Annotated in this window: 25 protein-coding genes; 18 read left to right on the top strand and 7 right to left on the bottom strand. The window is 58.9% G+C overall.

The features are described from left to right. Positions 1–21: 21 nt before the first annotated feature. From EGT36_RS00820 to EGT36_RS00790, 7 genes are all read right to left on the bottom strand, one after another. Positions 22–936: a nucleotidyl transferase AbiEii/AbiGii toxin family protein gene (locus EGT36_RS00820; RefSeq protein WP_036589577.1), complete on the bottom strand. Its 915-nt coding sequence runs from the start codon at positions 934–936 to the stop codon at positions 22–24. Next, positions 926–1336 (bottom strand): DUF6088 family protein, encoded by a 411-nt coding sequence (locus EGT36_RS00815; protein ID WP_036589581.1) that lies wholly within the window; start codon positions 1334–1336, stop codon positions 926–928. The genes EGT36_RS00820 and EGT36_RS00815 overlap by 11 nt, the downstream gene beginning before the upstream one ends. A 13-nt stretch (positions 1337–1349) precedes the next feature. Then, complete coding sequence (tnpB, locus tag EGT36_RS31295) at positions 1350–1757, bottom strand: IS66 family insertion sequence element accessory protein TnpB (protein ID WP_107341217.1); 408 nt, start codon at positions 1755–1757, stop codon at positions 1350–1352. Between the two features lie 71 nt (positions 1758–1828). Further along, a complete protein-coding gene (locus EGT36_RS00805) occupies positions 1829–2950 on the bottom strand; it encodes an SAVED domain-containing protein (protein ID WP_072492868.1) in 1122 nt (373 codons plus the stop codon). 11 nt (positions 2951–2961) lie between these two features. After that, the gene (locus EGT36_RS00800) at positions 2962–3423 is read right to left on the bottom strand and encodes a Mov34/MPN/PAD-1 family protein (RefSeq protein WP_107341216.1); all 462 of its coding nucleotides are present in this window, start codon (positions 3421–3423) and stop codon (positions 2962–2964) included. After that, positions 3420–3743: a hypothetical protein gene (locus tag EGT36_RS00795; protein ID WP_125269950.1), complete on the bottom strand. Its 324-nt coding sequence runs from the start codon at positions 3741–3743 to the stop codon at positions 3420–3422. The genes EGT36_RS00800 and EGT36_RS00795 overlap by 4 nt, the downstream gene beginning before the upstream one ends. A 55-nt stretch (positions 3744–3798) precedes the next feature. Beyond that, a complete protein-coding gene (locus tag EGT36_RS00790; RefSeq protein WP_125269949.1) occupies positions 3799–4692 on the bottom strand; it encodes an IS481 family transposase in 894 nt (297 codons plus the stop codon). A 13-nt stretch (positions 4693–4705) separates the two neighbouring features. Between EGT36_RS00790 and EGT36_RS00785 the strand changes: the two genes are divergently transcribed. The 18 genes from EGT36_RS00785 to EGT36_RS00700 all read left to right on the top strand — a co-directional run bounded on the left by EGT36_RS00785 (position 4706) and on the right by EGT36_RS00700 (position 23848). Continuing rightward, positions 4706–5059 (top strand): ImmA/IrrE family metallo-endopeptidase, encoded by a 354-nt coding sequence (locus tag EGT36_RS00785; RefSeq protein ID WP_279875485.1) that lies wholly within the window; start codon positions 4706–4708, stop codon positions 5057–5059. A gap of 510 nt (positions 5060–5569) precedes the next feature. Then, the gene (locus tag EGT36_RS00780; protein ID WP_234797305.1) at positions 5570–6301 is read left to right on the top strand and encodes a hypothetical protein; all 732 of its coding nucleotides are present in this window, start codon (positions 5570–5572) and stop codon (positions 6299–6301) included. Positions 6302–6311: 10 nt separating this feature from the next. Further along, entirely contained in the window at positions 6312–6773 is a 462-nt protein-coding gene (locus EGT36_RS00775; RefSeq protein WP_125269948.1) for a hypothetical protein, read from the top strand. 135 nt (positions 6774–6908) lie between these two features. After that, complete coding sequence (locus EGT36_RS00770; protein WP_036588784.1) at positions 6909–8048, top strand: lytic transglycosylase domain-containing protein; 1140 nt, start codon at positions 6909–6911, stop codon at positions 8046–8048. Further along, a complete protein-coding gene (locus EGT36_RS00765; protein ID WP_051517880.1) occupies positions 8045–8404 on the top strand; it encodes a TrbC/VirB2 family protein in 360 nt (119 codons plus the stop codon). Before EGT36_RS00770 ends, EGT36_RS00765 begins: the two co-directional genes overlap by 4 nt. Positions 8405–8406: 2 nt before the next feature. Continuing rightward, entirely contained in the window at positions 8407–8733 is a 327-nt protein-coding gene (locus tag EGT36_RS00760) for a VirB3 family type IV secretion system protein (protein WP_036588732.1), read from the top strand. A gap of 3 nt (positions 8734–8736) precedes the next feature. Next, complete coding sequence (locus EGT36_RS00755; RefSeq protein ID WP_036588729.1) at positions 8737–11256, top strand: VirB4 family type IV secretion/conjugal transfer ATPase; 2520 nt, start codon at positions 8737–8739, stop codon at positions 11254–11256. Beyond that, positions 11234–12406, top strand: a complete 1173-nt coding sequence (locus EGT36_RS00750) for a lytic transglycosylase domain-containing protein (protein ID WP_036588781.1) — start codon at positions 11234–11236, stop codon at positions 12404–12406. Before EGT36_RS00755 ends, EGT36_RS00750 begins: the two co-directional genes overlap by 23 nt. Positions 12407–12431: 25 nt before the next feature. Next, positions 12432–13223 carry a hypothetical protein gene (locus EGT36_RS00745; RefSeq protein WP_036588726.1) on the top strand — a complete coding sequence of 264 codons (792 nt, stop codon included), beginning with the start codon at positions 12432–12434 and terminating at the stop codon, positions 13221–13223. After that, positions 13220–13438: a hypothetical protein gene (locus EGT36_RS00740; RefSeq protein WP_036588724.1), complete on the top strand. Its 219-nt coding sequence runs from the start codon at positions 13220–13222 to the stop codon at positions 13436–13438. The genes EGT36_RS00745 and EGT36_RS00740 overlap by 4 nt, the downstream gene beginning before the upstream one ends. After that, positions 13438–14511 (top strand): TrbL/VirB6 family protein, encoded by a 1074-nt coding sequence (locus EGT36_RS00735; protein ID WP_036588777.1) that lies wholly within the window; start codon positions 13438–13440, stop codon positions 14509–14511. Before EGT36_RS00740 ends, EGT36_RS00735 begins: the two co-directional genes overlap by 1 nt. Before the next feature lie 105 nt (positions 14512–14616). Continuing rightward, positions 14617–15351, top strand: a complete 735-nt coding sequence (locus EGT36_RS00730; protein WP_036588721.1) for a VirB8 family type IV secretion system protein — start codon at positions 14617–14619, stop codon at positions 15349–15351. Between the two features lie 8 nt (positions 15352–15359). Further along, positions 15360–16181 carry a TrbG/VirB9 family P-type conjugative transfer protein gene (locus tag EGT36_RS00725; protein ID WP_234797306.1) on the top strand — a complete coding sequence of 274 codons (822 nt, stop codon included), beginning with the start codon at positions 15360–15362 and terminating at the stop codon, positions 16179–16181. A 10-nt stretch (positions 16182–16191) separates the two neighbouring features. Then, positions 16192–17526: a type IV secretion system protein VirB10 gene (gene virB10 / locus EGT36_RS00720; RefSeq protein ID WP_125269946.1), complete on the top strand. Its 1335-nt coding sequence runs from the start codon at positions 16192–16194 to the stop codon at positions 17524–17526. Continuing rightward, on the top strand, positions 17523–18572 hold the full coding sequence (gene virB11, locus EGT36_RS00715) for a P-type DNA transfer ATPase VirB11 (protein ID WP_036588717.1): 1050 nt from the start codon (positions 17523–17525) through the stop codon (positions 18570–18572). The genes virB10 and virB11 overlap by 4 nt, the downstream gene beginning before the upstream one ends. After that, entirely contained in the window at positions 18541–21339 is a 2799-nt protein-coding gene (locus EGT36_RS00710) for a type IV secretory system conjugative DNA transfer family protein (protein WP_125269945.1), read from the top strand. Before virB11 ends, EGT36_RS00710 begins: the two co-directional genes overlap by 32 nt. A gap of 302 nt (positions 21340–21641) precedes the next feature. Beyond that, positions 21642–23594: an asparagine synthase (glutamine-hydrolyzing) gene (asnB, locus tag EGT36_RS00705; RefSeq protein WP_036588713.1), complete on the top strand. Its 1953-nt coding sequence runs from the start codon at positions 21642–21644 to the stop codon at positions 23592–23594. Next, the gene (locus EGT36_RS00700) at positions 23591–23848 is read left to right on the top strand and encodes an acyl carrier protein (RefSeq protein ID WP_318282853.1); all 258 of its coding nucleotides are present in this window, start codon (positions 23591–23593) and stop codon (positions 23846–23848) included. The genes asnB and EGT36_RS00700 overlap by 4 nt, the downstream gene beginning before the upstream one ends. Positions 23849–23858 lie beyond the last annotated feature (10 nt).

Raw genomic sequence — 23858 nt, 5'->3', positions numbered from 1 at the left:
TCTTCATCGGCGAAACCGCCCTTAGGCTTCGCGGACTTTCTGCGCAAAGCGTTCTACAACGGTGAAGGCCTCCGCGAAACTTGGCCGCGCGCCGTATACCATGTCGCCCATGAGCTTTTCGTAGTGCGCAGCGAATTCAGCATGCGTCGCCATTATCTCGAACGTCTTGAGCGTCTCAGCGCGAGGATCTGACTTGTAGTCCGGATATTTGTCCGCCCGGTCACTTTTTGACTCGGTCACCATGGTATCCAATGCAATCGCAACTGCTGTATCAAGGTCGTACGTACCATCCATGCGTGAAATGTCATAGACATGACGGACCAGCGTATGGTCTAGCGGCTCGTGCCCGGCAAAAGCAAAACCTGCCCGGCGCCCGAGCGCGACGAACTTGTCGGCAGCCGTTTCCACCAGACGAACGCATTTAACATCGTTGGCCTCGGCCGGCCGACCGGTGGCTTCTCCGACGAATGAGGTGACCGAACACAACTCCGGGGCCGTGCAGATCGGAAATGCCGCGATTTCGATCTTGATCTCCGGGCGTAGGACACCCTCGCCCTTGGCGATCGGCTCGTAGGGCAGGTCGTATCGCACATAAGAGCCGTTCTGGAGTACCCGCACGTGGCCCTCGACCGTGAAGCCGGCGTCTTGCAGACGTTTGCTTACCGCACGTCTCATACGCTTGAGGGACCCGCGCTCACCTGCATTTTCCCCTACGATGCGCAAGTCTATGTCTTCTGACATGCGTTCGAGCAGACGATATGCCCGGCCGAGCGCCGTCCCGCCACCGAAAGCCAACGTCAGTCCGTCGACCTCTACGTCGTGGATCGCCGCGAGGGCACGCACGACGAACCAGTCCTTTTCGACGAGGGCCGTCGAGGGCAGGGCGAAGTAGTCCTGCACCTCGAGCAGCGTCTGCAGGTCCGGCTTATCGCTCAACGCGAAGCTCCGTACGGCCGTCGGATAGCCGGCGGCTGAAACGTTTCCCGACCTTGACGGTAAGATTAACCGGGACTTGGGTGGACTGCCCCCTATTATAGGCCTGGGTGCTGTCACCTTGCTCCCAAGGGACCCCGAGTTTGTTCAGGGCCTGGAGGGCAGCACCGTGAAACCCGTTTGAACTGGAGACCATAACCCGCCCCGACAGCCGTGACCGTACGGCCCGGGCATAGACACCATAGCCCAGGCGTATGAGTGCGCCATCCTTTACCAATGCTCTCAGGGCCCGAAGAACCTGATCGTCGCCGCTCAGGTCAGCAAAATCGCGCGGAATGAAGACGTCGGTCTTCTTCGTCCGGCTAACTCTTGTCCTGATCCGTTGCTTCAATGTCTGATCCATGATCGGCTTCCCGTTACAAAAACCCGACACTGAATATATGCAAAAACCCGACACATGGCAACCTTGTCCCATTACGTGATACTCGCTTCTGGAAAAGATGTGCCGAAGAAAACAAACAGGCAAAAGCCAGGGTACTGGCTTCGGACAAGCTTGTCGGCGAGCAACGGGACGTCTGCGATTTTCGATGCGCATCCACGGCTGTTGCAGGCTGAACCACCATAGCATCGGTTGCGATACAACACCGTTCAAAGAACAAAAGTTTCAAGCGGTCACGCTGGCGATTGCTGAACGCTCGAATGATGGGCAAGCGGTCCATTTCCATCACGTCTTGCATCGGGACCACGAGACTGTTGATCCCCGCGCGAAACTCGACCGGCTCCTGATGGAGGTTGGCCTTGAGATCAGTGCCCGGTCCGAAAATGAGCTAACACTTCTCAAATGCACCATACGCTCAGGCGTTCGCCATATCCCAGCTGTCCTCGAGGCTCACCCTTACGTTCGTTCCGGAAATCTCGCAGCGCCTTCATCCGTCTGAATCACATGGGCAACATTTACCCCGGCAACAGGCATCTCGATTCCCCACGGGTATCGCCGTTCCTGGGAACGTTCAAACTGATAGACAGCGACCCTCGGTAGATTTCGCTTGTCATATCGACGAGCGAGATTGAACACGACACTGTTCTGGGCTGCCAGAACCAGATGGACTTGCTCCACGCCTTTTGCATCGAGCTGTTTCAAGACGCCGAGGAACTGATCGGCCAGCGCTGACTGCCTCGCCTGAGACCAATGAGATGATTGCAGGTCAGGCAATGTCATCCTGACAATCGGGCAGTTAAACGTCGTTGCGAGATCCTCGGTTTTCACCATATACGAAGCCGAGATCGCGAGAACGACTTCCCGCTGTGCCCCGACCTGTTCCAAACCGGTAATTTCAAAACGCGATGCATCGTCTTGACCGTCAAGCAGGCGCCAACGGCTTGCAACCCGATCCCAATCCATGACGACAATATCGCCTTCGTCGTCCAGAAGCAGACCGGTCAAAAAGGTCAATGGGACGGCCGTCAGGCCGCCATAGACTGTTGTCAGGTCGCTACGTTCGTTGCCCTTCTGCGCCTGATGGACCCAGGTTTTCATTGCGGCAACAGGTGGAAGGAGATCTTCCGGCTCGACGATCATACCATCCTTGCGCTGCCGCAGATCGAGCATGTAGTCGATACGCGTGCCCGTGATGCTTTCGGGTACGGCGGATTTGAGCGATGATCCATCATCATCGCGCAAACCTCTCCCCTCGATGACAAAGACTTTTTTTCGCGCAAGACGCTGTTGCTCCTTCGCATAACGTATCCAGGCCCACACGGCCGATCCCAGCATAAGGGTGATGCAGACGACCGTGATGATCCAGAGAATACTATCGGGCACAGCACCTGCCGTCCCGAACTCTATCGATCCGGGCTCACCTCCGATGGTACCGGAATATTTGAAGACCCAGTTTACCCCGTGGATTGCAACCAAGACCGCAACGGCTCCGCGGAAAATCCAGCTTTCAGCATGACGGGCTCGCACGAACCACGAGACCAAAGATCGAACAACAAAATCTAGTGTATTCCAGTTCATCGCGATGCCCCTCAATTTGCGCGCAGGTCGATCATTTCAGGCGGGAGTGCACGCCGGTGCAGGCTCGCTGATGCATTGAAACGGCCCCAGAACCCAAGCTTCACAATCAGGAGCACGGCAAAACCGATATCTCTTTCACCATCAACCAGTTCCTGCATGGAGCGCACGTCAGTGAGGCTTGGCCGAACCGAGAAACTTGGATGGGAATGCCATTCGCCCAAGTAGTTGAATGCTTGATAATTGTGACCTGTTCGGTCGAAAAACGCATCCAGCGCATGGCGGTGATGATCAGCATCACGCACAAAGTGGGCATTGGCTCCTGACGCTTCGTCCACCGAGAAGTCTAGAACGGAGAAATGGCCGCTTGCAATCTCCTGTCCCATGAGAATGCCGCCGATTTCACGCAATCCGGCTCGTCTCAACGGTAACTTCATGCGATCACGGATCTGCCTGGAGAGTGTGATCCTGATCACGCATTCACCTTCGGAAACAGCGATGCAAGGAGCTCTTTGAGCTCTTCGGATGAAGCCAGTTCCTGGGTACCACCCCAGTCACCTTCCTGCCGAAGATCGATTGGCCAGGTATCAAAGGGCGCACGGAAAATCCATTCGGCCACCAGTCCGATCGCGTAGGCAGAGCAAGGAAAGACACTTTGCTCGCGCGTGAGAATATCCAGAATGAACCTGGACGCATGGTTGGCAATCACGCTGACATCAGCGTCATCGGCGATCAACGGTGGGGCGTTATCTCGCTCGATCCCATAGTCCGTTTCGGTTGCGGCGATCCAGGGCACGTTATGATTATCGCACTGTAATCTTCTGAAGGGCGATGAGACATCCTGGTGTTGATTATAGGCGTTCGCGTAGGATTTCGTAAGGTGCCTTGCCATTGAAAGCGCCATGCGGCCTTGCAAGGTTGTAGAACCTCTCCCATTCGCTAAGCTTTTGAACGAGGTCGGTGTCATCTTTGTATGACATAAGCTGATAAAATTCTTGATCATCGGTACGGTGTGACCGTTCGACTTTCCCGTTTAGTTGGGGCGACGCTGGCTTGATATAGGCGTGCCGAATGCCCTGGTCTTCGACGTGCCAGTGGAATTTGGCCTGGAACTCGTGCCCATTATCGGTGCGCACTTCGCGAATGCGGAACGGGAATTTGGCGATTACGGTGTCGATGAAGTCTATCGCGTTGGCCTGGGTGTGGCGATCATAGACCTTCAAGGCTCTGATGCGGGTTGCATCGTCGATTGCCGTGTATTGGAAACGCTTGACGATCTTGCCGTCAACGCCTTCAAATTTCAGGAATTTTACATCGACCTGTATCTGATGCCCCGGCACACGCTGCTCGTATCTCTGAGTATGGATTTTCCTGACACGTGTACCGCCGGGAAGCCGACTGAGCCCGTTCCGCTTCAGAATTCGATAGATGCAGGCGTCGGAGATGGTGATGGCATGGTACCTGCTCATATACCAGGAAATGCGCATCGGGCCGAGATGATATCTGGTGCGCAGATGCAAGACTTTCTCGATGATTTCTGCAGGCTTCTGGTTAGCGGGATTTTTTGGTGCGCAGGATCGGTTCTCAAGCCCGGCCTCGCCAAAGCGCTCGAAAGCCGATTTCCATCGATAAAAGCTGGCTCTGCCAATACCGAAATAGCGGCAGGTTTGCGAAACGTCACCGTGACGGTCGGCATGTTGAAGAACGCGCAGCTTATGTGAAACTTCCCGTCGGAATGTCATCATCGCGATTATCCTTGTGATCGAAAGTCAAAAACAGGATGTCTCGAAGGTCCCTACTTTTCTACAGGTTGCTTTGAAGAAACGTTTCGGTGTGAGCGTCCAGGCGCTTGCATACCGTTGTCAGGATCTCGGCATCATCAGTCAGGCTGCTTGCACACGACTCTTCAAGATCTTTTCAGAAAGAGGATGGCGCGATGCGCCCTATGAGGAGCCGGAAAGCTTGGCTCCTGAAGTAGAAGAGCCCAGGCGCTTCGAGCGCCTGTGCTTCCGCGCCCTAGCTGAGGGCGTTATCGGCGAAACGCGGGCTGCTGAACTGCTTGGTATTTCCGTTCGCGAACTCGACCGGAGGCTGGACCAGGTGGCGGCTTGAACGGTGTCCGTTTTGGTTTCCGATGCGTTAGTTCTGTTCGACCTGAAACGACCCAGTGTTCTGGAAGGAATGTTTCTGCTGCCGTTTGAATTTGCTGTACAGCTTGGGCTTAAGGTCGAGACATTGACGTCCGGCGAACTCCGTCGGGCGAGCCTCGTTAGCCGGAAAGCGCAACTGTCGAGGATGTGTCCGAACGGTAATTCTCCAGCCCCAAGGCGGTCGGCGCAACACCCGCGAATCTCAGTGGAACACGACCGGATTGCTTTGGGCCGGTTCCACCACCAAACCTGACTTCCCCATCTTGAGCGTTTCGATTATGACTGCTACAAACTTGTATTGAAGTGCAAGTTTTGTCGCTGTATTCTCAGCATGTTCGATGACATTTCTTTCTTGCAGCAAGGCGACGAGCGTCGGCTATGCACTGATCTCTGCGAGTTCTTCCAGTAAAATAGCAAGGCGGGTTTCCCACTGACAAGCCACCGATCGCTTCTGACGAAGGAATGGTACAGGGTGCCAGTCAGCATTGATTGCCCGCATTGCGGTGTGGAGACGCGGACCGCGGGAATCGTGGCCGGTCCATCCAGCCTGGTAAGCATCGCAGGGCTATCGGCTGAGAGTGATGTCAAGCAAGCCTGGACGCGGTTTGGTGCGTTCGCATTCGTCGAGTCGCTCGGCGGTCGCACCGACAATATCGAGCGCTTCCTTCTCGGTCGTTTCCACAACACGTTTTCTTTCAGGAACGATCAGTTGGTGCAGGTCTGCGAGCACTGCGAGGAAAGTCTCGCGCCAAAAGTTATTCGTTCGGGCGTCATGAACGGCTTTGTGCGCCTCGGACAACGGCGGCTTCTGGTCAACGAACGTTTGCTACTGTTCTCATCTGCGGTGTCGCTCACGGAGTTTAGTGGTGGAACCTCGATCGAGGAATGCGACCTTCGTCTTCCAGACTACGCGATGATGCTCATCTGCGACACCGAAACCCAGAGCGGCGAAACCGGCACGCTTGAACTTTGGCACAGTGTTGCGCGAAACGACTATGCGTTTGTGGTCAAAGGCCAAGAGGGCCACGAATTGCTTCGCGATGGCCTCAATGATGATCTCATGGAGGTGACAGCCACCATTGGAACGCTCGGGTTGGTGTTAACCCAACTGCACCTGGCGCAGCCTTCGTCGCCCTATTGTGGTCTTGCCCGGGACCTCTTTCTCGAAGCCCTCGAACATGCCGGATATCAGCAGCAGATTTAGGAGCTACGCCGTGCGAATCATCAAAACGCTGTTTTGGCCGTTGGCCATAACAATTCCATTGGCCGCATGCGGGCAGCACGCCCAGTCTTCACGCCCGCTGCCGCCAGCACCGTATGCCTATCTTAGTTTGACCGCTTGCCGGCACTATCCCAGCAATATCGTCGAGTGCCAACTTGACTACGGTACACAGTTCGGGCGCCATCGTCTCGGCCCGGTACAGCAGGTCTCACGTGACCTCGCGACGAACCTCGATGGTTCTCGCTATCAGATCACTGCCTGCTGGCCGGTTTCGAGAGTTCAACGGGAACTACCCAATTTCACATGCCGAATCTCTCACGGGCAGTCAGGTGCCGATGCCGGTTCGGTGCTGGTCAAGGGTGGAACCGCTGTTCGTTTGGCGCGCATCCTGGGCGATCGAGACCAGATCGAGTATCGATGGAAGCCGGATCGTTGGTCGCGCTTACACGATTGATTTTGTGGAATATTTTTCAAGACGATATCGACCTTCGGGATAAAACTTGTACTCCAGTTATATTTTTCAGTTGATTTCCGGCGCGGATTGCAGTCCATAACTTGTATTGAAGTACAAGTTATGGACTGGTTCGGAATGGATGACAGCCCGCTTTCTTCTGTGATGAGACCGCGACCCAGAGTGTTACAAATAGCAGTCTGGCCTGCGGTAACGTCTGTGCTCCTGGCGACATGTCTTGCCGCAACGTCCGCCGAGAGCGACCCGTTCAAGATCGGCGAGAACCATGACCATGCCGATTGGTCCTTCCGGTTCGCGGGCGGAATCTCAAGTGAGCCCGGTGCGCTGTCAGCACTCGCCGTTGACGCTGACCCACAACCACCGCCAAGCATCGACCTCACCAGTTTCAATGAGCGTTTTTGGGGAGAGGCCAATACCAACGCAGTTCCCGCAAATCTGTCATTTGTTGCAGATCCAGCGACTGAACTTGACGACAGTACGCCAAAGCTACCGGGAGAAGCGGCCGGCAGCATGAGAGCACGGCGCGACCGCGCCGTGCTCTCTCCCATCAGTGTCTTCTCGTCTGACGCAAACGCCGTTCATCCGTCTGCCAATCCGGCCATCGAACCCCAAACGCCTTCCGATCGCACAAGGACGCAAGCCCGTCCCGACCTGCTTTCCGGCGTACCTGAAGATTACGCGGCCCTTGCGGTGGAAATTGCGGTTGAGGAGGAGGTCGATCCGAACTGGGTACTCTCGATCATGCGCGCGGAAAACGCGCAGTTCAATCCCGCATTTGTCAGTCCGGCCGGCGCCATCGGTCTGATGCAGGTCATGCCTGACATCGGCGAGGCCTTTGGCGTCCATGACCTCACCGATCCCGGACCGAACATTCGTGCAGGCACGCGTTTCCTGCGGGTGCTCATCGACAAGTATAGCAACCCTGTGCTGATCGCCTCCGCATACAATGCCGGAGAACCCCGCGTTGATGCGCATCAATCCCTGCCGCTGATCCGCGAAACCGCGGACTATGTGACGCGTGTTGTCGGCTACTACACCGGCAAGCCGGCAAGCTCCCAGCCCCCTACACGTGCTCCGACACCTGACTCTCAATCCAATAAGCACCGCCGATCAGGCCCGGCCGACCGGGCAAGGTCCCCGATGCTTGTTTTCTCAGCTGCAAGCCCGCTCGCGTCCGACAGCCGCCTCCCACAGCCGTTGAACGCGGCGCAACTCGGCGGTCCGGTCAAAATAGTCAAGGAAGAGGTACTTCAATGAACATAGTGGTCATGGCAATTCTTGTTGGCAGCGTCACCTGCCGCTCCCTGGTCAAGCGCAAGTGGGCCGGCCATGCCGCGATGGTGCTGCTTGCCGCCTCGGTGCTGTTCGTCAGTCAATACGAGCCGGCGGCAGCGCAGAGCCTCGATGCCCTGGAGAATGCTGCCGACAGACTGGTACAGTTCTTCACTGGCGCATTCGGCCGCTCCGTCGGGGCGATCGCGTTCATCGGAATGTTCCTTGCAGCGGCATTTGGCTTCTGGTCCTGGGGCGCGCTTCTGCGGGTTGGTGGAAGCCTCGCCGGCATGTTCGCTGCCGCTGAGCTTGTAGATTTCTTAGCTGGGGCGGGATCGTAATCATGTCGAACTCCGGCAACAAGAATTCAGGCGGGGACGACTATATCGAATCCTATCCCGTCATCCTTGCCCTCACGCGACCGCCGACCGTGATGGGGATCCCATACACCTACTTCCTGGCGGAATGCTTCGTCTCGCTGATGGTATTCATGGTGCTCGGCTCCATCCTGTGGTTTCCCGTTTCCTTCGTCATCCTGCACGGCATTCTTTATGTGCTGACGGTCAAACTCGATCTCTGGTTCTTCGACATCCTCGGCCGCCTCAGCATGTGCGGCGTCAATCCCCTCGGCCGCAAACTCGGCGGGGGTATCCGGACCTACGGAGCCTGACCGATGATCACGATGGCTAGATCGCTGAAGGGAAGTTTATCGAAGGGCTGGGAGATCTTCGCCGATCGCGGTATCTCGACCCACGTTCCCTTCTACGTTCCGATCGAAAACGGCATTATCCGGCTGAAGAGCGATTGCCTGGTGTCGACCCTGCGCCTCACAGGATTCTCGTTTGAAACGGCCGACATCGAGACGATCAACATGCTGCAGCGGCAGCGAAATTCGGCTTTCCGCGCCATTTCCTCGATCGGCAATTTTGCGCTCTATACCCATGTTGTCAGGCGCAAGGTAGCACCGTCCTTGCCGGCAACATTCACCGACCCCTTCATCCAGCGTCTCGATGATGTCTATCAGGCAAGCATCTCGAGGAATGAGATGTTCGTGAACGACACCTACATCTCGCTCGTCGTGCGACCACTGTTCAAACAAGGATCCGCGCTTTCCCGCATCATGGGCATTGGCGGCGATATCGTTCGCAAGGAGCAGTTTCGCTCGATGCGAGACAAACTGGTCGAGGCGACGAAAGCGCTCGAAAAATCGCTCGCCGCCTATGGTCCCAAAGTTCTGCGCGACATGCAGCGTGTCCAGGTGGACCTGGGCAACGGCAAGACGATCCATCGCGACTTTTCCGAAAGCATGGAGGTCGAGGAGGGGGCCCAAAAAATCTGGTTTTCGGAACAATGCGAGTTCTTCTACACGCTGCTGAATGGCGGGCGTGTCCGACCGATCCGCCTCGGCAACCTTCCCATAGACGCGATGCTGCCTGCGCGTCGCACATCGATCGGCAACCGGACCATTCATCTTCAGGGAGATACGCCTGGCGATGACCGCTATGCCGCGATGGTTTCCTTGAAGGAATATCCGCCCGAGACCGGCGCCGGGATGCTCGACTATATCCTTAAACTCCCATTTGAGATGGTGCTCACCCAATCCATGTCTTTCATTGACGACATGGCCGCGAGAAGCAGGATCGAACGCCTCGACAGGCAGCTGTCGAAGGCAGACGAGGGTGGTTCCAGCGTTCAAGCCAGTCTCGATATTGCGCGCGATGAACTGGCGAGGAAACGCGTTGCCTTCGCCGAGCATCATCTCACCGTCATGCCGGTGGCGAGATCGGCGGCCCAACTCGACGATGGCGTCGCCCTGATTGGCAACGAACTTGGTGCGTTGGGTGCCTCCTATGTCCGCGAGGATCTGAACGCTGAGCCGGCCTATTGGGCGCAACTTCCTGGCAATCAGGCCTATATTGCCCGTCGCGCCGTGATCTCGACGCTCAATTGCGCGGGCCTGAGCAGCTTCCACGCCTATCCCTATGGCAAGCCGGACGGCAATCATTGGGGTCCGGCGATCACCATATTCGAGACGACGTCAGGGACGCCGTTCTTCTTCAACTTTCACCAGGGCGATGTCGGGCACACGACGGTGTTCGGACCGACCGGCTCAGGCAAGACCGTCATCATGGCCTTCCTGATCCTTCAGGCCTACCGTGTCAGCCCACGGCTGAAAACGATCGTCTTCGACAAGGACCGCGGTCTCGACATCATGGTGCGGGCGGCCGGCGGAACCTATATGACGCTCGAACCCGGCGAGCCTTCCGGTTGGAACCCACTGCTCCTCGACGATACCGAGGAGAACCGCGTTTTCCTCTATCGTCTCTTAAGCTTCATGCTGAAGCCGGCGAAGGAAGGCGAAAGCCTGACTCCACAGGAAGAGACCATCATCCGCAGCGCGATCAAGTCGGTCCTCAAGACGAAGGACCGCTCCTATCGCCGCCTGTCATCACTCCGCGCCCTTCTGGCGGGCAGTGAGCGGACCGAGGGAAGCCTGATCGCGCGGCTCGACAAGTGGGTCGATCACGGCCCCTATGCCTGGCTCTTTGACAATGCCGACGACAATCTCGATATCTCCCGGCCGATGATCGGCTTCGACATGACGTCGATCCTCGACGATCCCCCCGTGCGTACGGCAGCACTCCTCTACATGTTCCATCGGCTTGATGAGGTCTATGACGGCAAGGCGCCGATCATCAACCTCATGGACGAAGCCTGGAAGCTGCTCGACGACGACGAATTCAAGCGCACCATGAAGGATTACTTCAAGACCATCCGGAAACGGAACGGTCTCGTTATCTTCGGCACCCAGTCGGCCGACGACGTGGTGCAGTCGAGCGTCAGCCGGACGATCATCGAGCAGACGTCGACCAATATCTTCTTCGCCAATCCGAAGGCTGACGAGAATTCCTACATGGAGCATTTCGGCCTTTCCAGGGCTGAATTCGATTGGGTCAAGAATGGCGACCCGGCCTCCCGCTTCATGCTGATCAAACAGGCGAAGAGCAGCGTGATCGCGCGTGTCGATATGTCCCATATGCCGGAGTTCATCAAGGTGCTGTCCGGCCGCGAGGAGACCGTGCGCGAGGTCGAGATGCTGCTCGACGAATATGGCAACGATCCGAAGAACTGGCTGTCGAAATTCTGCGACTGGGAGGGGGATGCGTCCGATGACCAACGCAAGATTTCCTGAACTGGCGACCGTCGGTGCCGTGGTACTGGCCAGCATGTTTACACCGGTAGCTAGCTTCGCGCAGGTCCCGGTAATCGACAATGCTCGTCGCAATATCCAGCAGGCGACGGAGAACTGGTACAAGACCTATCAGGCGGATACCCGAGCCTTGAAGGGCGCGTCGGGCGGAACGACCGACAGCGTTGCGCCCGGGCAGGGATCCGGTGCGCCGGCGGATTGCTCGGCCGAGGGCATGGCCGGTGAGACCATGCCTGCCAGCCCGTCGAAGCGCACGCATAGCCAGCAGGAAGTCGCCCGTATGGTCGTCGACGAGGCGATCCGCCAAGGGGTCGATCCCAATTTTGCGCTGGCGATCGCCGAGCAGGAATCACGCTTCCGCCAATCGGCGCGCTCGCCGGTTGGCGCGACCGGCGTCATGCAACTCATGCCGGGGACTGCGGCGGGTCTCGGCGTCAACCCTTATGATCTGCGGGACAACATCCGCGGTGGCGTCAAATACATCAAGCAACTGCAGGGCATGTTCGGCAATCGCTACGACCTAATCGCCGCCGGGTACAATGCAGGGCCTTATCGCCAGTCGCTGCAGAACGGCCGCATCCCCAATATTCCCGAAACCCAGGATTACGTCAAAAAGGTCTCAGCCTATTACAGCCGGAACAAGGCCGAGAACGGTGACCGGACCCCGTCGGGCGACGATGTCGAAACGGAAACCGTCAGTGATGCGCGCGGATGCGGGGAGCAGCTGAAAAAGGCGGTCGACCGCAATACTGAGGCGCAGGTCGAACGCGGTTCAGTCTGGAACGAGCTGCTCGGAAAATCGCTAGCGGCAAACCAGCAATATTTGCAGCGTCTGCAGGCTGGGCTTCAGTCTTCGTCTGCGGCCTTGCGCGGCTCGGGAGGCGGCAACGCCAGGGACCACGATGGTTCCCCCGTCATGGCTGAAGTCCAGTGCCCCTCGACAATCATCGATACCGGCAGCACCCGATGCTTTGCGGTGCCAACGACCGCCACCACAGATCAGATTCAGCGTTGGCTCGAGGACCTTCAGGAGCAGGCACGCGCCAGTGGCGATGTCGCGACCTTCTCGGTGTTGGAGGATCCCGCACTTGGGCTCGTGACGGTCGTTGACGCCACGCCAACGGCAAATTGAACAGAAAGAGAGAGAGGACAGGCAGATGAGAAAAATCATTATCGCCGCGGCGCTCAGCATCACCACTTTGTCGCACGCCTTTGCGCAGGTCCCGGTCAAGGACGCGGCCAATATCGCGATAAGCGAGAGCATCAAAGAGCTTTCGAAGCAGATCCAGGGCGACACGTCCATCGTCAAGGACAACACAATCAAGACGCTTCAGGCGATCACCGGCGACCGGTCACAGGATGCGAGCCAATTTGCCAAGCTTGCGACCGGCAATGGGTTCAGTATGGGCCAGGCGCCTGATTTCAACAGCATCCTGTCGGGCAATGAAGCGTTGTTCGGCGGCATCAGCGGTGAATTCCAGAACACGGCCGCCAAGCTCATCAATGGGCTCAATCTGGTGAAAATGGTCGTCGATACCGTCAAGGGCGGCGAGCTGTCGGGCGCCAATAAGGCCTATTCGCAAGGGATCAACGCGCTGACGACGCTGACTGCCCTTACCGATGCAATGAACAGCGCCACCAAGGACCGGCAGAACGCCTTCATGCAGGCGACGGAGCAGATCGGCACGGCGCAGGATCTGAAGGGCGCGTTGGAACAGAACACGCAGATGGTGCTCCAGGGTAACCAGACCGCCAACGAGGCCGTCGGCTCGCTGAATAACCAGGTGATGCTGCTGAACCAGCAGTATAAGGCGGCACTCGCGACCTCATCGCAGAACCTCAAGACCTTCGCAACGCTTCCCGACAGCGTGATGCGCGACGGCGGAGGCGGCGCAGACGCAGCTTCGGTTCGCGACCAGTTGCGGGCATTCGAGGAACAGAACCAGTGAGATTTCTCCCTGTGCCGATCCTCGCTCTTATTATCTTGTCCGGATGCGCAGGCAAGTACGAACAGCTGGCCAAATGCGCCGCCAACGAGAACCCAGTGCCGGCGCTTGGCTACGAGGCACAGCAGAAACCGACGGCGCCGCAACAGGCGCTCGCGGAAATCGTCAGCAGTGATTGCGGTCCGATGCGACCCGTCAATTCCTTCCAGGGGGGATGATGGATCCGGTCAGCTACGCCGTCAATTTTTATGGCGATGCACTCGCATACTTCGACAAGATCAACGAGGCGTCGCTGGAGAAAGCATGGGGGCTGTTCGCCGAGAACAGCAATCTGGTCTCATCGATCCTGGCACTGTTCCTCATTCTCTATTTCCTTTGGGGGGCACTCGGTCTTTCGAGCGTATCTCTTCAGGACATGGCGATCACAGCCTCGAAGCTTGCGTTTGCCTATGCCCTGATCATGTCCTGGGCGACTTTCTACGACAACATCGGCCAGTTCATTCTGACCTCCCCCCAGGATCTAGGTGCTGCCATTTCCTCGGCGATGGGCGGGGAAACCGCCGGCTCCGATCTTGCGAGCCAGGTCGCCAGCATGTCCCGCAAGGTCTACGACTTTGCCATGCAGCTCTTCAATTCCTACGAGTCCGGATGGCTGCCGAACGTCACCGGTGCGGTGGTGGTGTTCATCGTTCTCGTTTTCGGCCTCCTGCCGATGTTGCTGATCCTGACCGGCGTGACACTGTTCGCCAAGATGATCACCGCCGTCATGCTGGCCATCGGCCCGATCGCCATCCTTTCCTATTTCTTCGGCATGACGCGCTTCGTTTTCGATGCGTGGGTGAGGGGCATCGCCTACGGGATGTTCATGCTGCTCTTCACCTATGTCATGGCAGGACTGTCGTTCGGCTTCCTGATCGGCATGATGGACACGATCAGTGGTGACATGGCGACCAAGGAAAACGCACTGGCGATCGTGCTGGCGATGGTGCTCTATCTGGCGCTGATCTCCTATTTCATTTTCCAGGTTCCTGATTTTGCACGAACATTTGCCTACGGCACGATGACGTCGGGTACGCCCGGCGGAGGCGGCGCCAGTACGTTATATGGCGCTGCGCGCGCGCGACTCGGTTCGAGCACGTCCAGAGGCGGGCAGGCTGCCGCAGTGGCCCTTGGCATGCTGGCGGGGCCAAAAGGCGCATTGACGGCCGCAGCGCTTGCCGGCCGCGGCGGAATGGCTGGCGCTGGTGCGCTCGGCCGAATGCTGACCATGCGCCGGCGGAACGGCGAATGAGGCGAAATATGCGCTGGTCAAGCCTGGGTTTTGCATACGGAAACCGGATTTGCCGACAACACAATTGGCAAACATCCATGACGATCATGATTTTGGGGATAGAACGTGGCATTGTTCAGAAGGCAATTGCGAGCCGCACCAACCGACCAGGTTGCCGGGCCGCAGGACATCTACGACCAGCACCTTTCCTGGGGTGAGAAGAACCGTTCGCTTCGCACCCTGATCGGCATCATCCTGCTGGGGTTTGCCCTGGCCGGCTGGGCTGTTGCAGGCGTGTTGTCGTTTTCGGTGGCGCAGCTCTTTCCGCTCGTTCGCACCGAGGTCGTTCCGCTGATCGTCGACCGGAACACAGGTTACATGGAGACGGTGACCACGCTCAATAAAGACCGTGCGACGGTTTCGGAAAACCAGGCCGTGCGCGCCGCCTTCGCCGGCAACTACGTCATCCGCCGCGAAACCTACGATCCCCGCTATCTGTCGGATAATTTCGACATGATTGCGCTGTGGTCAGAACCCGGCTCGCAGGCTTTCAAGGACTACGAGGCCTGGATGAACCCCTCCAATCCGAGGGGGCCGGTCAAGACGCTCGGTGCAACCGGCGAAATTCGTCCGGAAATCCTCTCGGTCAATCCTCTCAATCCCTCGACCATGGCCGTTCGCTTCGAGACACGCGAACGTCGCCGTGGCGGCGAGGTCGTCACGCGCTGGTCGGCGACCATACGCTACCGGCAGATCAACCTGCCCGCCAGCAACCGGGTCCGTCTCTATAATCCTCTCGGTTTTGTCGTGACCGAATATGCGAGGGTTCCCGAAACCATGCCGTCGGGGATCACGCCATGATGAGGCGGATGGCAGCAATTTCCCTTCTGGTAGTGCTCGGGCCGCTGGCTGCACATGCTGAACTGGTTGCCAGGCCGGGTCGCCTCGACCCCAGAATCCGCTCACTTCCCTATTCGGCCGAGCAGGTCTTCCTCGTAACGGGCACCTACGGGCTGGTGACAACGATCCTCTTCGGAGCCGACGAGGACATAACCCAGGTTGTCGCCGGCGATACCGTCTCCTGGCAGATCCTCACCTCGGCCGACCGGCGCTCACTCACCCTGAAACCGATGGAGAAGGACGCGGCCACCAATCTGTCGGTGGTCACAACGAAGCGAACCTACTCCTTCGACCTGCGTGTCAACGACACCAAGGCGATGCAGAACCAGACCTTCAAGTTGCGCTTCACCTATCCGGAAGACGCGGGTCTCAAAGGCACGGCAGAACTCTGGAAACAGGCGCAGGATGCGCAGCGCAATCCCAACATCAAGAACATTCGCCGCGACAAGGTCAATTACGACTACGGGTTCAAGGGCAGCGACGGAGCCAAACCGCTCTGGGTCTTCGACGATGGATTGAAGACCTTCATGAAATTCACCGGCGACATCCCGGCAATCTTCATTGTTGACGCCAAACGTCGTGAAAGCCTCGTGAACTACCGCCGCGAGGCCGATTACATCGTGATCGACAAGGTGTCGCGGCAGTGGACGCTTCGGTTTGGCACCGAGAGCGAGACCTGCCTCTTCAATCTCCGGACCGCCCCTGCCGATGTGCCCGCACCGATCGAGGGTGCGGTCGCGCCGAAGCGAATTGGCAGCGGAACATCCAACCAGCAATCGCAGTCAAGATAGGAGGCACGCCATGTCCGATCCCAATTACCATTCGATCGACACCGATACCTCCATCGGTGGAGAGGTGAGGCGCGGTGGCATAGGTCTCATGCGCCCGTTTGCCGTCGTCGCGGGCATTGCGGGCGTTGGCGCTGTCCTTTATTTCCTTCTGGCTGGCGGGGAGGCGGAGCCGCCGATCGATACGACGCCTCGCGAGGAATTCCGGCCGGTCCAGACACCGCGAAACGAGGGGTTCCGGGCGCCGTCACCGCCGCCGCTGCCCACGGTCGAAATTCCGGAAGCACCACCCCCACCTCCGCCGCCACCGGCGCCGCGTGTGCCGGCCGCGGCCCCTGTCGCACCGCCCGCCGAGATCGATTGCTCCCGGGGCAAAAATCCCGACGACCCGAAATGTATCGAGCTGGAGCGGAAGGCCAAATTGCTTGAACGCGTCCGCTCATCCGCGATGGTCTTCGATCAATCCGACCAGACCAGGGGCGCGTCGGCGACGTCGTCCGATACATCGGGATCGGGTCTGTTCGGGGCAAACGGCACGCCGGGTGCATCCACGGCCGTGAATGGAGAAGCCGGCGCTGCTGTCGATGGTGATCGTGCCTTCTTGAAGGCGATGGGCGGACAGGGTGTGGAGGTGTCGGTCGCAACCGAGAACCGTCGCATCGATGCCTGGATACCGCAGGGCACGATGATCCGCGGAACGCTCGAAACAGCCATCAACTCCGATCTCGCCGGCATGGTGAAAGGGATTGTGCGCGAGGATGTCTATTCCTTCGACGGTCGGCGTATTCTCATTCCGGCCGGATCCTCGCTGATCGGCGAGTGCAAGTCCGGCGTCCAAAGGGGGCAGGAGCGCATCCTGATTGTCTGGACGCGGATGATCCGCGGCGACGGCGTTTCCGTGCAGCTTGGCTCCTATGGCACCGATCGCCTCGGCCGCTCGGGCATGACAGGCATCGTCGACCGCAAGAACTGGGAGAGGTTCGGACCGCCGGCGCTGATGACGCTGATCGGCGGCGCGACACAATACATCGCGCAGCTTGGACAGAGGCAAGATCGCTACATCACCATCGTCAACGACAACGGCAGCGTCACCCGCATTCCGCAGGACAATGGCGAGACGCCTCAAGATCGCGCCCGCGCGATTGCCGCCGAGACCATCGCATCGGGCATCCAGCAAATGGCAGCAACGGCATTTGAGGATTCCCGCAACATCCGTCCGACCATCCATATTCCGCAAGGGTCCGATATCAACGTCTTCGTGACGCGTGATCTCGATTTTGCCGGCCTCTATCCCGACCCGGTCCGCCAAGAGTTCGAGCGACTGCGCAAGGTGAGATACGGCAAATGAACGCACGCCCCCAGATTTCAGCTGAACAGCACTTTCTGACCGAGGCGCTGGAACCGATCCGGTCATTCCTCGACGATCCCGCTGTCGTCGAAATCTCTTGCCAGCGCAGCAACGAGGTCTGGCTGGAGAAGATCGGGCAGCTCCGGATGGTGCGCCATGAGATCGAGGGACTGGACCAGGATGTCATCCGCCACATGGCGGCTCGTGCCGCCTCATTCACAAAGCAGACGATCAATGCGGAGAATCCGCTTCTGTCGGCGACACTGACGGGCGGCGAGCGCGTCCAGTTTGTCTTGAGCCCGACCTCGGCAACCGGTCACGCCTTCTCGATCCGCAAGCAGTTTATCCGACGGTTCGACCTCAACGACTATGAGGAGGCGGGCGCCTTTCGCTTCACCAAGGTCACCGGTGACGATTATCTCGATGATGTCGATATCGAGCTCTCGCGATTGTTGCGGATCGGGAAGGCGCGGGCATTCCTGGAACTGGCCGCCGCCAACCATCGGAGCATCCTGATCTCGGGCGGAACATCCACCGGGAAGACGACCTTTCTCAACACGATGCTCACCGCCATCCCGAACCACGAGCGCTTCATCCTGATGCAGGACACGGCCGAGCTCGAGCCGTTGCAGGAGAATGTTGTTTCGTTGCTCGTGTCGAAGGGCGGACAAGGGGAGGCGAGGGTGACGATGGGCGACCTCCTTGCCACGGCGCTTCGCCTCCGGCCCGACCGCATCTTCATGGGCGAGCTGCGCGGCGACGAGGCCTTCGATTTTCTGAACGCCATCAACACCGGTCACCCTGGCTCGATGTCAACCATCCACGCCAACTCGCCGCACCATGCCTTCAACCGCCTCTCGACGCTGGTGCTCAACAGCAATGTCCGCATGGAGCGCGACGATATCATCCGCTACATCCGCTCGATCATCCCGATCGTAGTCCAGTTGAAGAAGAGCGATGCCGCCGGCGGGCGCGGTGTCAGCGAGATCTATTTTGCCGACGAGGTTGATGAACATGGCCAGCGTATTCACAGACGGAGAGATTGATCGCCCGAAATGGACGGGCCTCCAGAAACTGTCTTTTCTCACCCTGCCTGTCGCGCTGGTTGGCGTGGTCTGCATATGGCTTGCCTTCTTCACCTTGATCTACGACGCCTATGTCGTTTCTTTCGGTTCACTGTCGTATTTCGACTATGTGGGCCACGCGCGGTTCGCTGATGCCGCCCGCTACACCTGGTCGATCATCCATACGCGCAACACGGTTGGTTTGTCGCTTCTGGCATTCGCGCTTGCATCACCCTTCCTGTTCTTTCTGATGTGCATCTGGATGCTCAAGGGCGGAAGGGCGCTGTCGCGCAAGATCCTTTATCTCCTGCATGTCCGTTCGATGTTCAGCCTGATTGCGATGACCGCGCTGATATTTGCCGCGGCCTGGGCTGGTGCTTTCATCTACGGCTTCGCCTTTTATCTCGTCGCCTCGAAGGCTGGCGAACATGCCGATATCGCCAGCTATTATGGTAGCCATCTCGCCGCCATGTATCAGGCGCCGTTCGGGACGACCGATGCAGCCGGTGGCTACCAGCGGCCATCCCGGCAGACGGTCCAGGCTACACTCGTGGGGCTTGCCGCCGCCTGCGCGCTGGTGGGGTTTCCGATCGGTGCGGCAATCCAGAAGCGTCAGCAGATGATCATGGGCAAGGCCCGCCTTGCCACCCTCAAGGATGCGGCTGACTTTCGCCTGCGCGACAAGCACGGGATCGTGCTCGGGCTCAAGCAAGGGCTTCTTCTGCGCAATGACGGCGACCAGCATGTGATGCTGATCGGCTCGCCGGGGCAGGGGAAATCACGCGGCTTTGTCATTCCCTCGATGATGAGTTTTGAGGGATCGCAGGTTGTGCTCGACATGAGCGGTGAGCTGTTCGAGCAAACCTCCGGTTTTCTGAGGGACAAGGGCTTTGAGACCTTCCTGCTGGCGCCGGGATCGAAATTCACCGACGGTTACAATCCGCTCGACCTGATCAGCACCGATCCGCACCAGCGGATCACCGATCTCCAGAAGCTGACACAGATGCTGCTGCCGGAACGATTGCGCTCGGATTCCTCCGACTTCTGGGAGGAAAGCGCCCGGATCCTGCTCACCGCCATGCTTGGCTTTGTTCTCGAATGCCCGGACACCCGCAAATCGCTCAGCGAACTGTATCGTATCCTCAACTCGATGTCCGACGAGCGCACAGCGATTGTCCAGCTGCTGGAGAACTACGAGAAAGTCCTGTCCGACCAGACCCGCATGCAGCTTACCAAGTTTGCCGGACGCCATGAGAAGCTGGGCGAGGGGATCGCAGCGGAGATCGTCGCGAAGCTGAACTTCCTCCAAAATCCCCTGGTCGAGGCACTGACGTCGATCACCACCATCCCGATCGACCGTATTCGTCGGCGCAAGATGGTGATCTACATCCAGGCCGACTGGAACGCCATTCAGATCTACGAGCGCCTGATCTCGATGTTCATCCAGCAAATGGCCGACAAGCTGGTCCAGATGGGTCCGCTGCCCAATGGCGAGCACGAAGTCATGATGATGCTTGACGAGTTCGGCAATGGCGGCCGCATCGACACGGTGCTGACGCTCGCGCCACTGATACGAAAGAACGGTGTGCGTTTCGTCTTCATTCTTCAGGACGGCGCCCAGTTGGAGCGATTGTACCAGCGATCGGGCCAGATGATCCTGATGGGGGCGTCGACGATCAAGGTCTTCATGAACTTCCAGAACCAGGACGACGCGATGGCGGTCTCGTTGGCGGCCGGGAAGACGACGGAATGGGTCGAGCAATCGTCTTACTCCCATCGCCACGGTCGCCGTCAGCGCTCGATCTCGAAAGTGCCGGTCTCCGTCGATCTTCTTCCGGTCAACACGCTGATGATGATGAAGCCGGAAGAGGCGATCCTGCAGGTCACCGGCATGCCGGTGATGCGGATCATGAAACTGGACGCGGGCGGCGAACGGATGTTTGCGAAGGTGCGCAAGTTCAAAATGGTGCCGAAGCCCTGTATCAAGCCCGTTGAGTGGACGATCGCTGACAGTGACCGTTTCGAGTCCACCGCGCCGCCCTCTTCAGATGCGGCCTCGCCGGGCGATCGGTCAGGTGCCGAACCAGGAGCTGATATCGACCTTGTTGCGATCGAGCGTGTCCGCAAGCCCCAGGACCTGCGCTTCATCGTCAAGGAAGGCGTTCGTCACGTTTATATCTCCTCCCTCGATGAATTGCGTCGCCGGCTGGACCTGGATGAGACGCGGGCGGCAGGTGTCGCCGAAGAAGACCTTGGCGACGGGCAGCAGCCGTCGGGACGGAAGCCCGCGCAGGACGCGGTCGGCCGGAAAGCAAAGCGGGGCGAGGTGAAAGACGCGCACGCCAAGCTTTCTAGCGACATCGATCTCGATATCGATGAAGAAAAGCTTGGCCAGAACATCTATACGGGATCTCCGAAGAGACGGCGCAATCCTCAGGATGGCTCATCCGTTTCCGCAGGTGCTTTCCCCGACCAAACAACCGGTTCGCCCATTCTCAAACGCCAGGAAGTGAGAGAAGCATTCGGGGGCGATCTTCAAGCTTTGAATGATGCCGTCTTCCGGCAAGCCGGGAAAAGCGTCATTGAGCCGGAAGAGTTGAATGCGGACGTCGAACTCCTGATAGACACGCTTTCGGGTAGATTGGCGGAGGACAGTTCGAGAGTCTGGCTACGCGAGTTCGCTGGCGCGGCGCGGGATCCGTTGGGCGAAGATAACGCAAAGCCCGACACTGAGCCGAGCCGCGCATAGTCCAAGGCCAACCGTCAGGCGGAGCGTCATGCTGCATCATCCCACCTCCAAAACGTCTAAACCTTCGCGCTTTCACCCGGTCGCATAAATACAGTTTCTAATATGCGAATTAGGCGTTCTGGATTTCTTGATGCGCTTGCTCCTCTGGCTGTGAGACCCGCTCTGAAAGGCGCATCCGGCAACGATCATTGAGAAGCGTCTTAATTCCTGATTCACGGCCTGGGTGTAATGGTTACGAAATCGATCTGTAGTCGGCACTTTGAAAGTCCGGCAGTGCATGAAGCGTTGGAAGGAAGATCGAAATGTGTGGAATTGCTGGCTACCTGAACTCGCTGGAGACGCCGGCGGAGTCTGCGCTGCTTTCCCGCATGGCCGCAACGCTTGCGCATCGCGGCCCCGATGCGACGGGGATGTTCACCGCACCCGGCCTCGGCCTCGCCCATGCGCGGCTTTCCATCGTCGATATAGCGGGTGGCGCCCAGCCCATGAGCCTACCCGACGGCGGTCCCGTCATTTCTTTCAACGGCGAAATATTCAACCACATCGAATTGCGCGAAGACCTCATGCAGCGGGGACGATGTGTTCGCACCCATTCCGATACGGAAGTTATACTGCATCTCTACGAGCTTTATGGAGCTGATTGCGTCCAGCATCTCAACGGCGACTTCGCTTTCGCGCTGTGGGATCGGCGGCTAAAACGGCTGATGCTAGCCCGTGACCGGATCGGCGTGCGTCCGCTCTATTATGCAAGACGTAGCAATGGCCTGTTCTTCGGCTCGGAAATCAAGGCGCTGGTCGCGGTGCCGGGCATCGTGCCGGAGCCGGACCCGTTGGCGCTCGACCAGATTTTCACCCTCTGGTTTCCGCTCGCCCCCCGAACGTCCTTCAAGGACATTCTCGAACTACCGCCCGGCCATGTGCTGCTGGCGCAGGCGGGCCGTGAGGCGCACGTCTCGCGCTATTGGCAGCCCTCCTTTCCGGACGCCGACGAGGCGCGTGCGCCCTGCGACGAAGCCGCGGTAAAGGACGAACTCGCCGCGCTCCTGACCGACGCCGTGCGCATCCGCCTGCGCGCCGACCGGCCCTGCGGCGCCTATCTCAGCGGCGGCCTCGATTCCTCGCTGATAGCGGCGCTCGCGGCCAGGCAATCACCGGAGCCGTTGAGCACCTTCTCCGTCACCTTCGAGGCGGCGGATTTTGACGAGAGTGCAGCCCAACAAACAATGGCGGTGGCGCTCGGAACGCAACACAGCGCGCTGTGCTGCCCGTTCGATGCGATCGCCGCCCTGCTGCCGGAGGTGATCCGCCATGCTGAGCAGCCGCTGCCGCGCACTGGGCCTGTGCCGCTTTACATGCTGGCCGCCCATGTCCGAAAAAGCGGTGTGAAGGCCGTGCTGACCGGTGAGGGGGCCGACGAGGTCTTTGCGGGCTACGACATCTTCAAGGAAGCCAAGCTCCGGCGCTTCGCGCACCGTCAGCCCGGATCGCGCCGACGACCGCTTCTCTTCCAGCGGCTCTATCCCTATCTGCCGCGCCTCAGCCGCCAGTCGCCCGCCTATCTCTCGGCCTTTTTCTCGGCGACGTCCGACATGGCCGATCCGCTCTATTCGCACCAACCGCGTTTCCGCCTTGCGGCGGGAACGAAGGTGTTCTTCTCCCGCGCGCTTGGCGATGCGTTGAAGGGCTACGATGTGCTGGACGACCTGCGCAGCCGCCTGCCGGAAGCGTTCCATCGCTGGCACGCGCTGCACCAGGCACAATATCTGGAAATGACCGGCCTGCTGCCGGGCTATATCCTTTCCTCCCAGGGCGACCGGATGAGCATGGCGCACGGCGTCGAGGGGCGCTATCCGTTCCTCGATCCGCGTCTTGTCGATTTCGCCGCCCGCATTCCGCCGCGTCTCAAGCTGAAGGGGCTGACCGAAAAGCACAACCTGCGCGATATCGCCGCCGATCTTCTGCCCCCCGAAATCCGAAATCGCCCGAAGCAGCCCTATCGCGCGCCGGACGCGGCTCTGCTGCGGCCGTCCGGCCCGGTTCCGCAGGCGCTTTCGGAGGCGGCGATCCGGCGTGAGGGACTTTTCGATCCGGCTGCCACGGCTAGGCTTGTGCGCAAGCTCCAGTCCCAATCGTCGCCCGGCACCCGCGACGCTATGGCGCTGACCGGCATCTTGTCGACACAGCTTTGGCGTGAACAATTTCCGCATCCTTCCGGGGAGAAGGAAGCGCCGCTCAGGGAAATGGCAGGTCAATGATGAATCCCGTACTCTTGTCGTCCATTCGCGGCTTTATTGCCGACAACTTCCTCTTTCGCAGCGCTGACGAGGCGCCCGGCGATGACGAATCCCTGCTTGACAGCGGCATCGTCGATTCCACCGGCGTGCTGGAGATCATCGCCTTCCTTGAGCAAACGCACGGGGTAACGGTGGCCGACAGCGACATCGTGCCGGACAATCTCGACACCATCCGCCGTATCGCCGCCTATGTCGAGCGCAAGCAGGCGGCCTGAGAGTGAGGCC

Origin of the sequence: Agrobacterium sp. FDAARGOS_525, from assembly GCF_003938925.1 — a bacterium.
GTDB classification, from domain to species: domain Bacteria; phylum Pseudomonadota; class Alphaproteobacteria; order Rhizobiales; family Rhizobiaceae; genus Agrobacterium; species Agrobacterium pusense.
The sequence above is the reverse complement of the archived record's forward strand: the minus strand, read 5'-3'. Positions and strand labels throughout refer to the sequence as shown.

What these genes read in the sequence shown, in the direction of transcription:
- virB10 (WP_125269946.1), top strand. Translation starts at nt 16,192, where the DNA reads ATGTCCGATCCCAATTACCATTCGATCGACACCGATACCTCCATCGGT.
- EGT36_RS00805 (WP_072492868.1), bottom strand. Translation starts at nt 2,950, where the DNA reads ATGAACTGGAATACACTAGATTTTGTTGTTCGATCTTTGGTCTCGTGG.
- EGT36_RS00755 (WP_036588729.1), top strand. Translation starts at nt 8,737, where the DNA reads ATGATCACGATGGCTAGATCGCTGAAGGGAAGTTTATCGAAGGGCTGG.
- EGT36_RS00765 (WP_051517880.1), top strand. Translation starts at nt 8,045, where the DNA reads ATGAACATAGTGGTCATGGCAATTCTTGTTGGCAGCGTCACCTGCCGC.
- EGT36_RS00725 (WP_234797306.1), top strand. Translation starts at nt 15,360, where the DNA reads ATGGCAGCAATTTCCCTTCTGGTAGTGCTCGGGCCGCTGGCTGCACAT.
- EGT36_RS00745 (WP_036588726.1), top strand. Translation starts at nt 12,432, where the DNA reads ATGAGAAAAATCATTATCGCCGCGGCGCTCAGCATCACCACTTTGTCG.
- virB11 (WP_036588717.1), top strand. Translation starts at nt 17,523, where the DNA reads ATGAACGCACGCCCCCAGATTTCAGCTGAACAGCACTTTCTGACCGAG.
- EGT36_RS00750 (WP_036588781.1), top strand. Translation starts at nt 11,234, where the DNA reads ATGACCAACGCAAGATTTCCTGAACTGGCGACCGTCGGTGCCGTGGTA.
- EGT36_RS00790 (WP_125269949.1), bottom strand. Translation starts at nt 4,692, where the DNA reads ATGATGACATTCCGACGGGAAGTTTCACATAAGCTGCGCGTTCTTCAA.
- asnB (WP_036588713.1), top strand. Translation starts at nt 21,642, where the DNA reads ATGTGTGGAATTGCTGGCTACCTGAACTCGCTGGAGACGCCGGCGGAG.
- EGT36_RS00700 (WP_318282853.1), top strand. Translation starts at nt 23,591, where the DNA reads ATGATGAATCCCGTACTCTTGTCGTCCATTCGCGGCTTTATTGCCGAC.
- EGT36_RS00710 (WP_125269945.1), top strand. Translation starts at nt 18,541, where the DNA reads ATGGCCAGCGTATTCACAGACGGAGAGATTGATCGCCCGAAATGGACG.
- EGT36_RS00735 (WP_036588777.1), top strand. Translation starts at nt 13,438, where the DNA reads ATGGATCCGGTCAGCTACGCCGTCAATTTTTATGGCGATGCACTCGCA.
- EGT36_RS00760 (WP_036588732.1), top strand. Translation starts at nt 8,407, where the DNA reads ATGTCGAACTCCGGCAACAAGAATTCAGGCGGGGACGACTATATCGAA.
- EGT36_RS00770 (WP_036588784.1), top strand. Translation starts at nt 6,909, where the DNA reads ATGGATGACAGCCCGCTTTCTTCTGTGATGAGACCGCGACCCAGAGTG.
- EGT36_RS00815 (WP_036589581.1), bottom strand. Translation starts at nt 1,336, where the DNA reads ATGGATCAGACATTGAAGCAACGGATCAGGACAAGAGTTAGCCGGACG.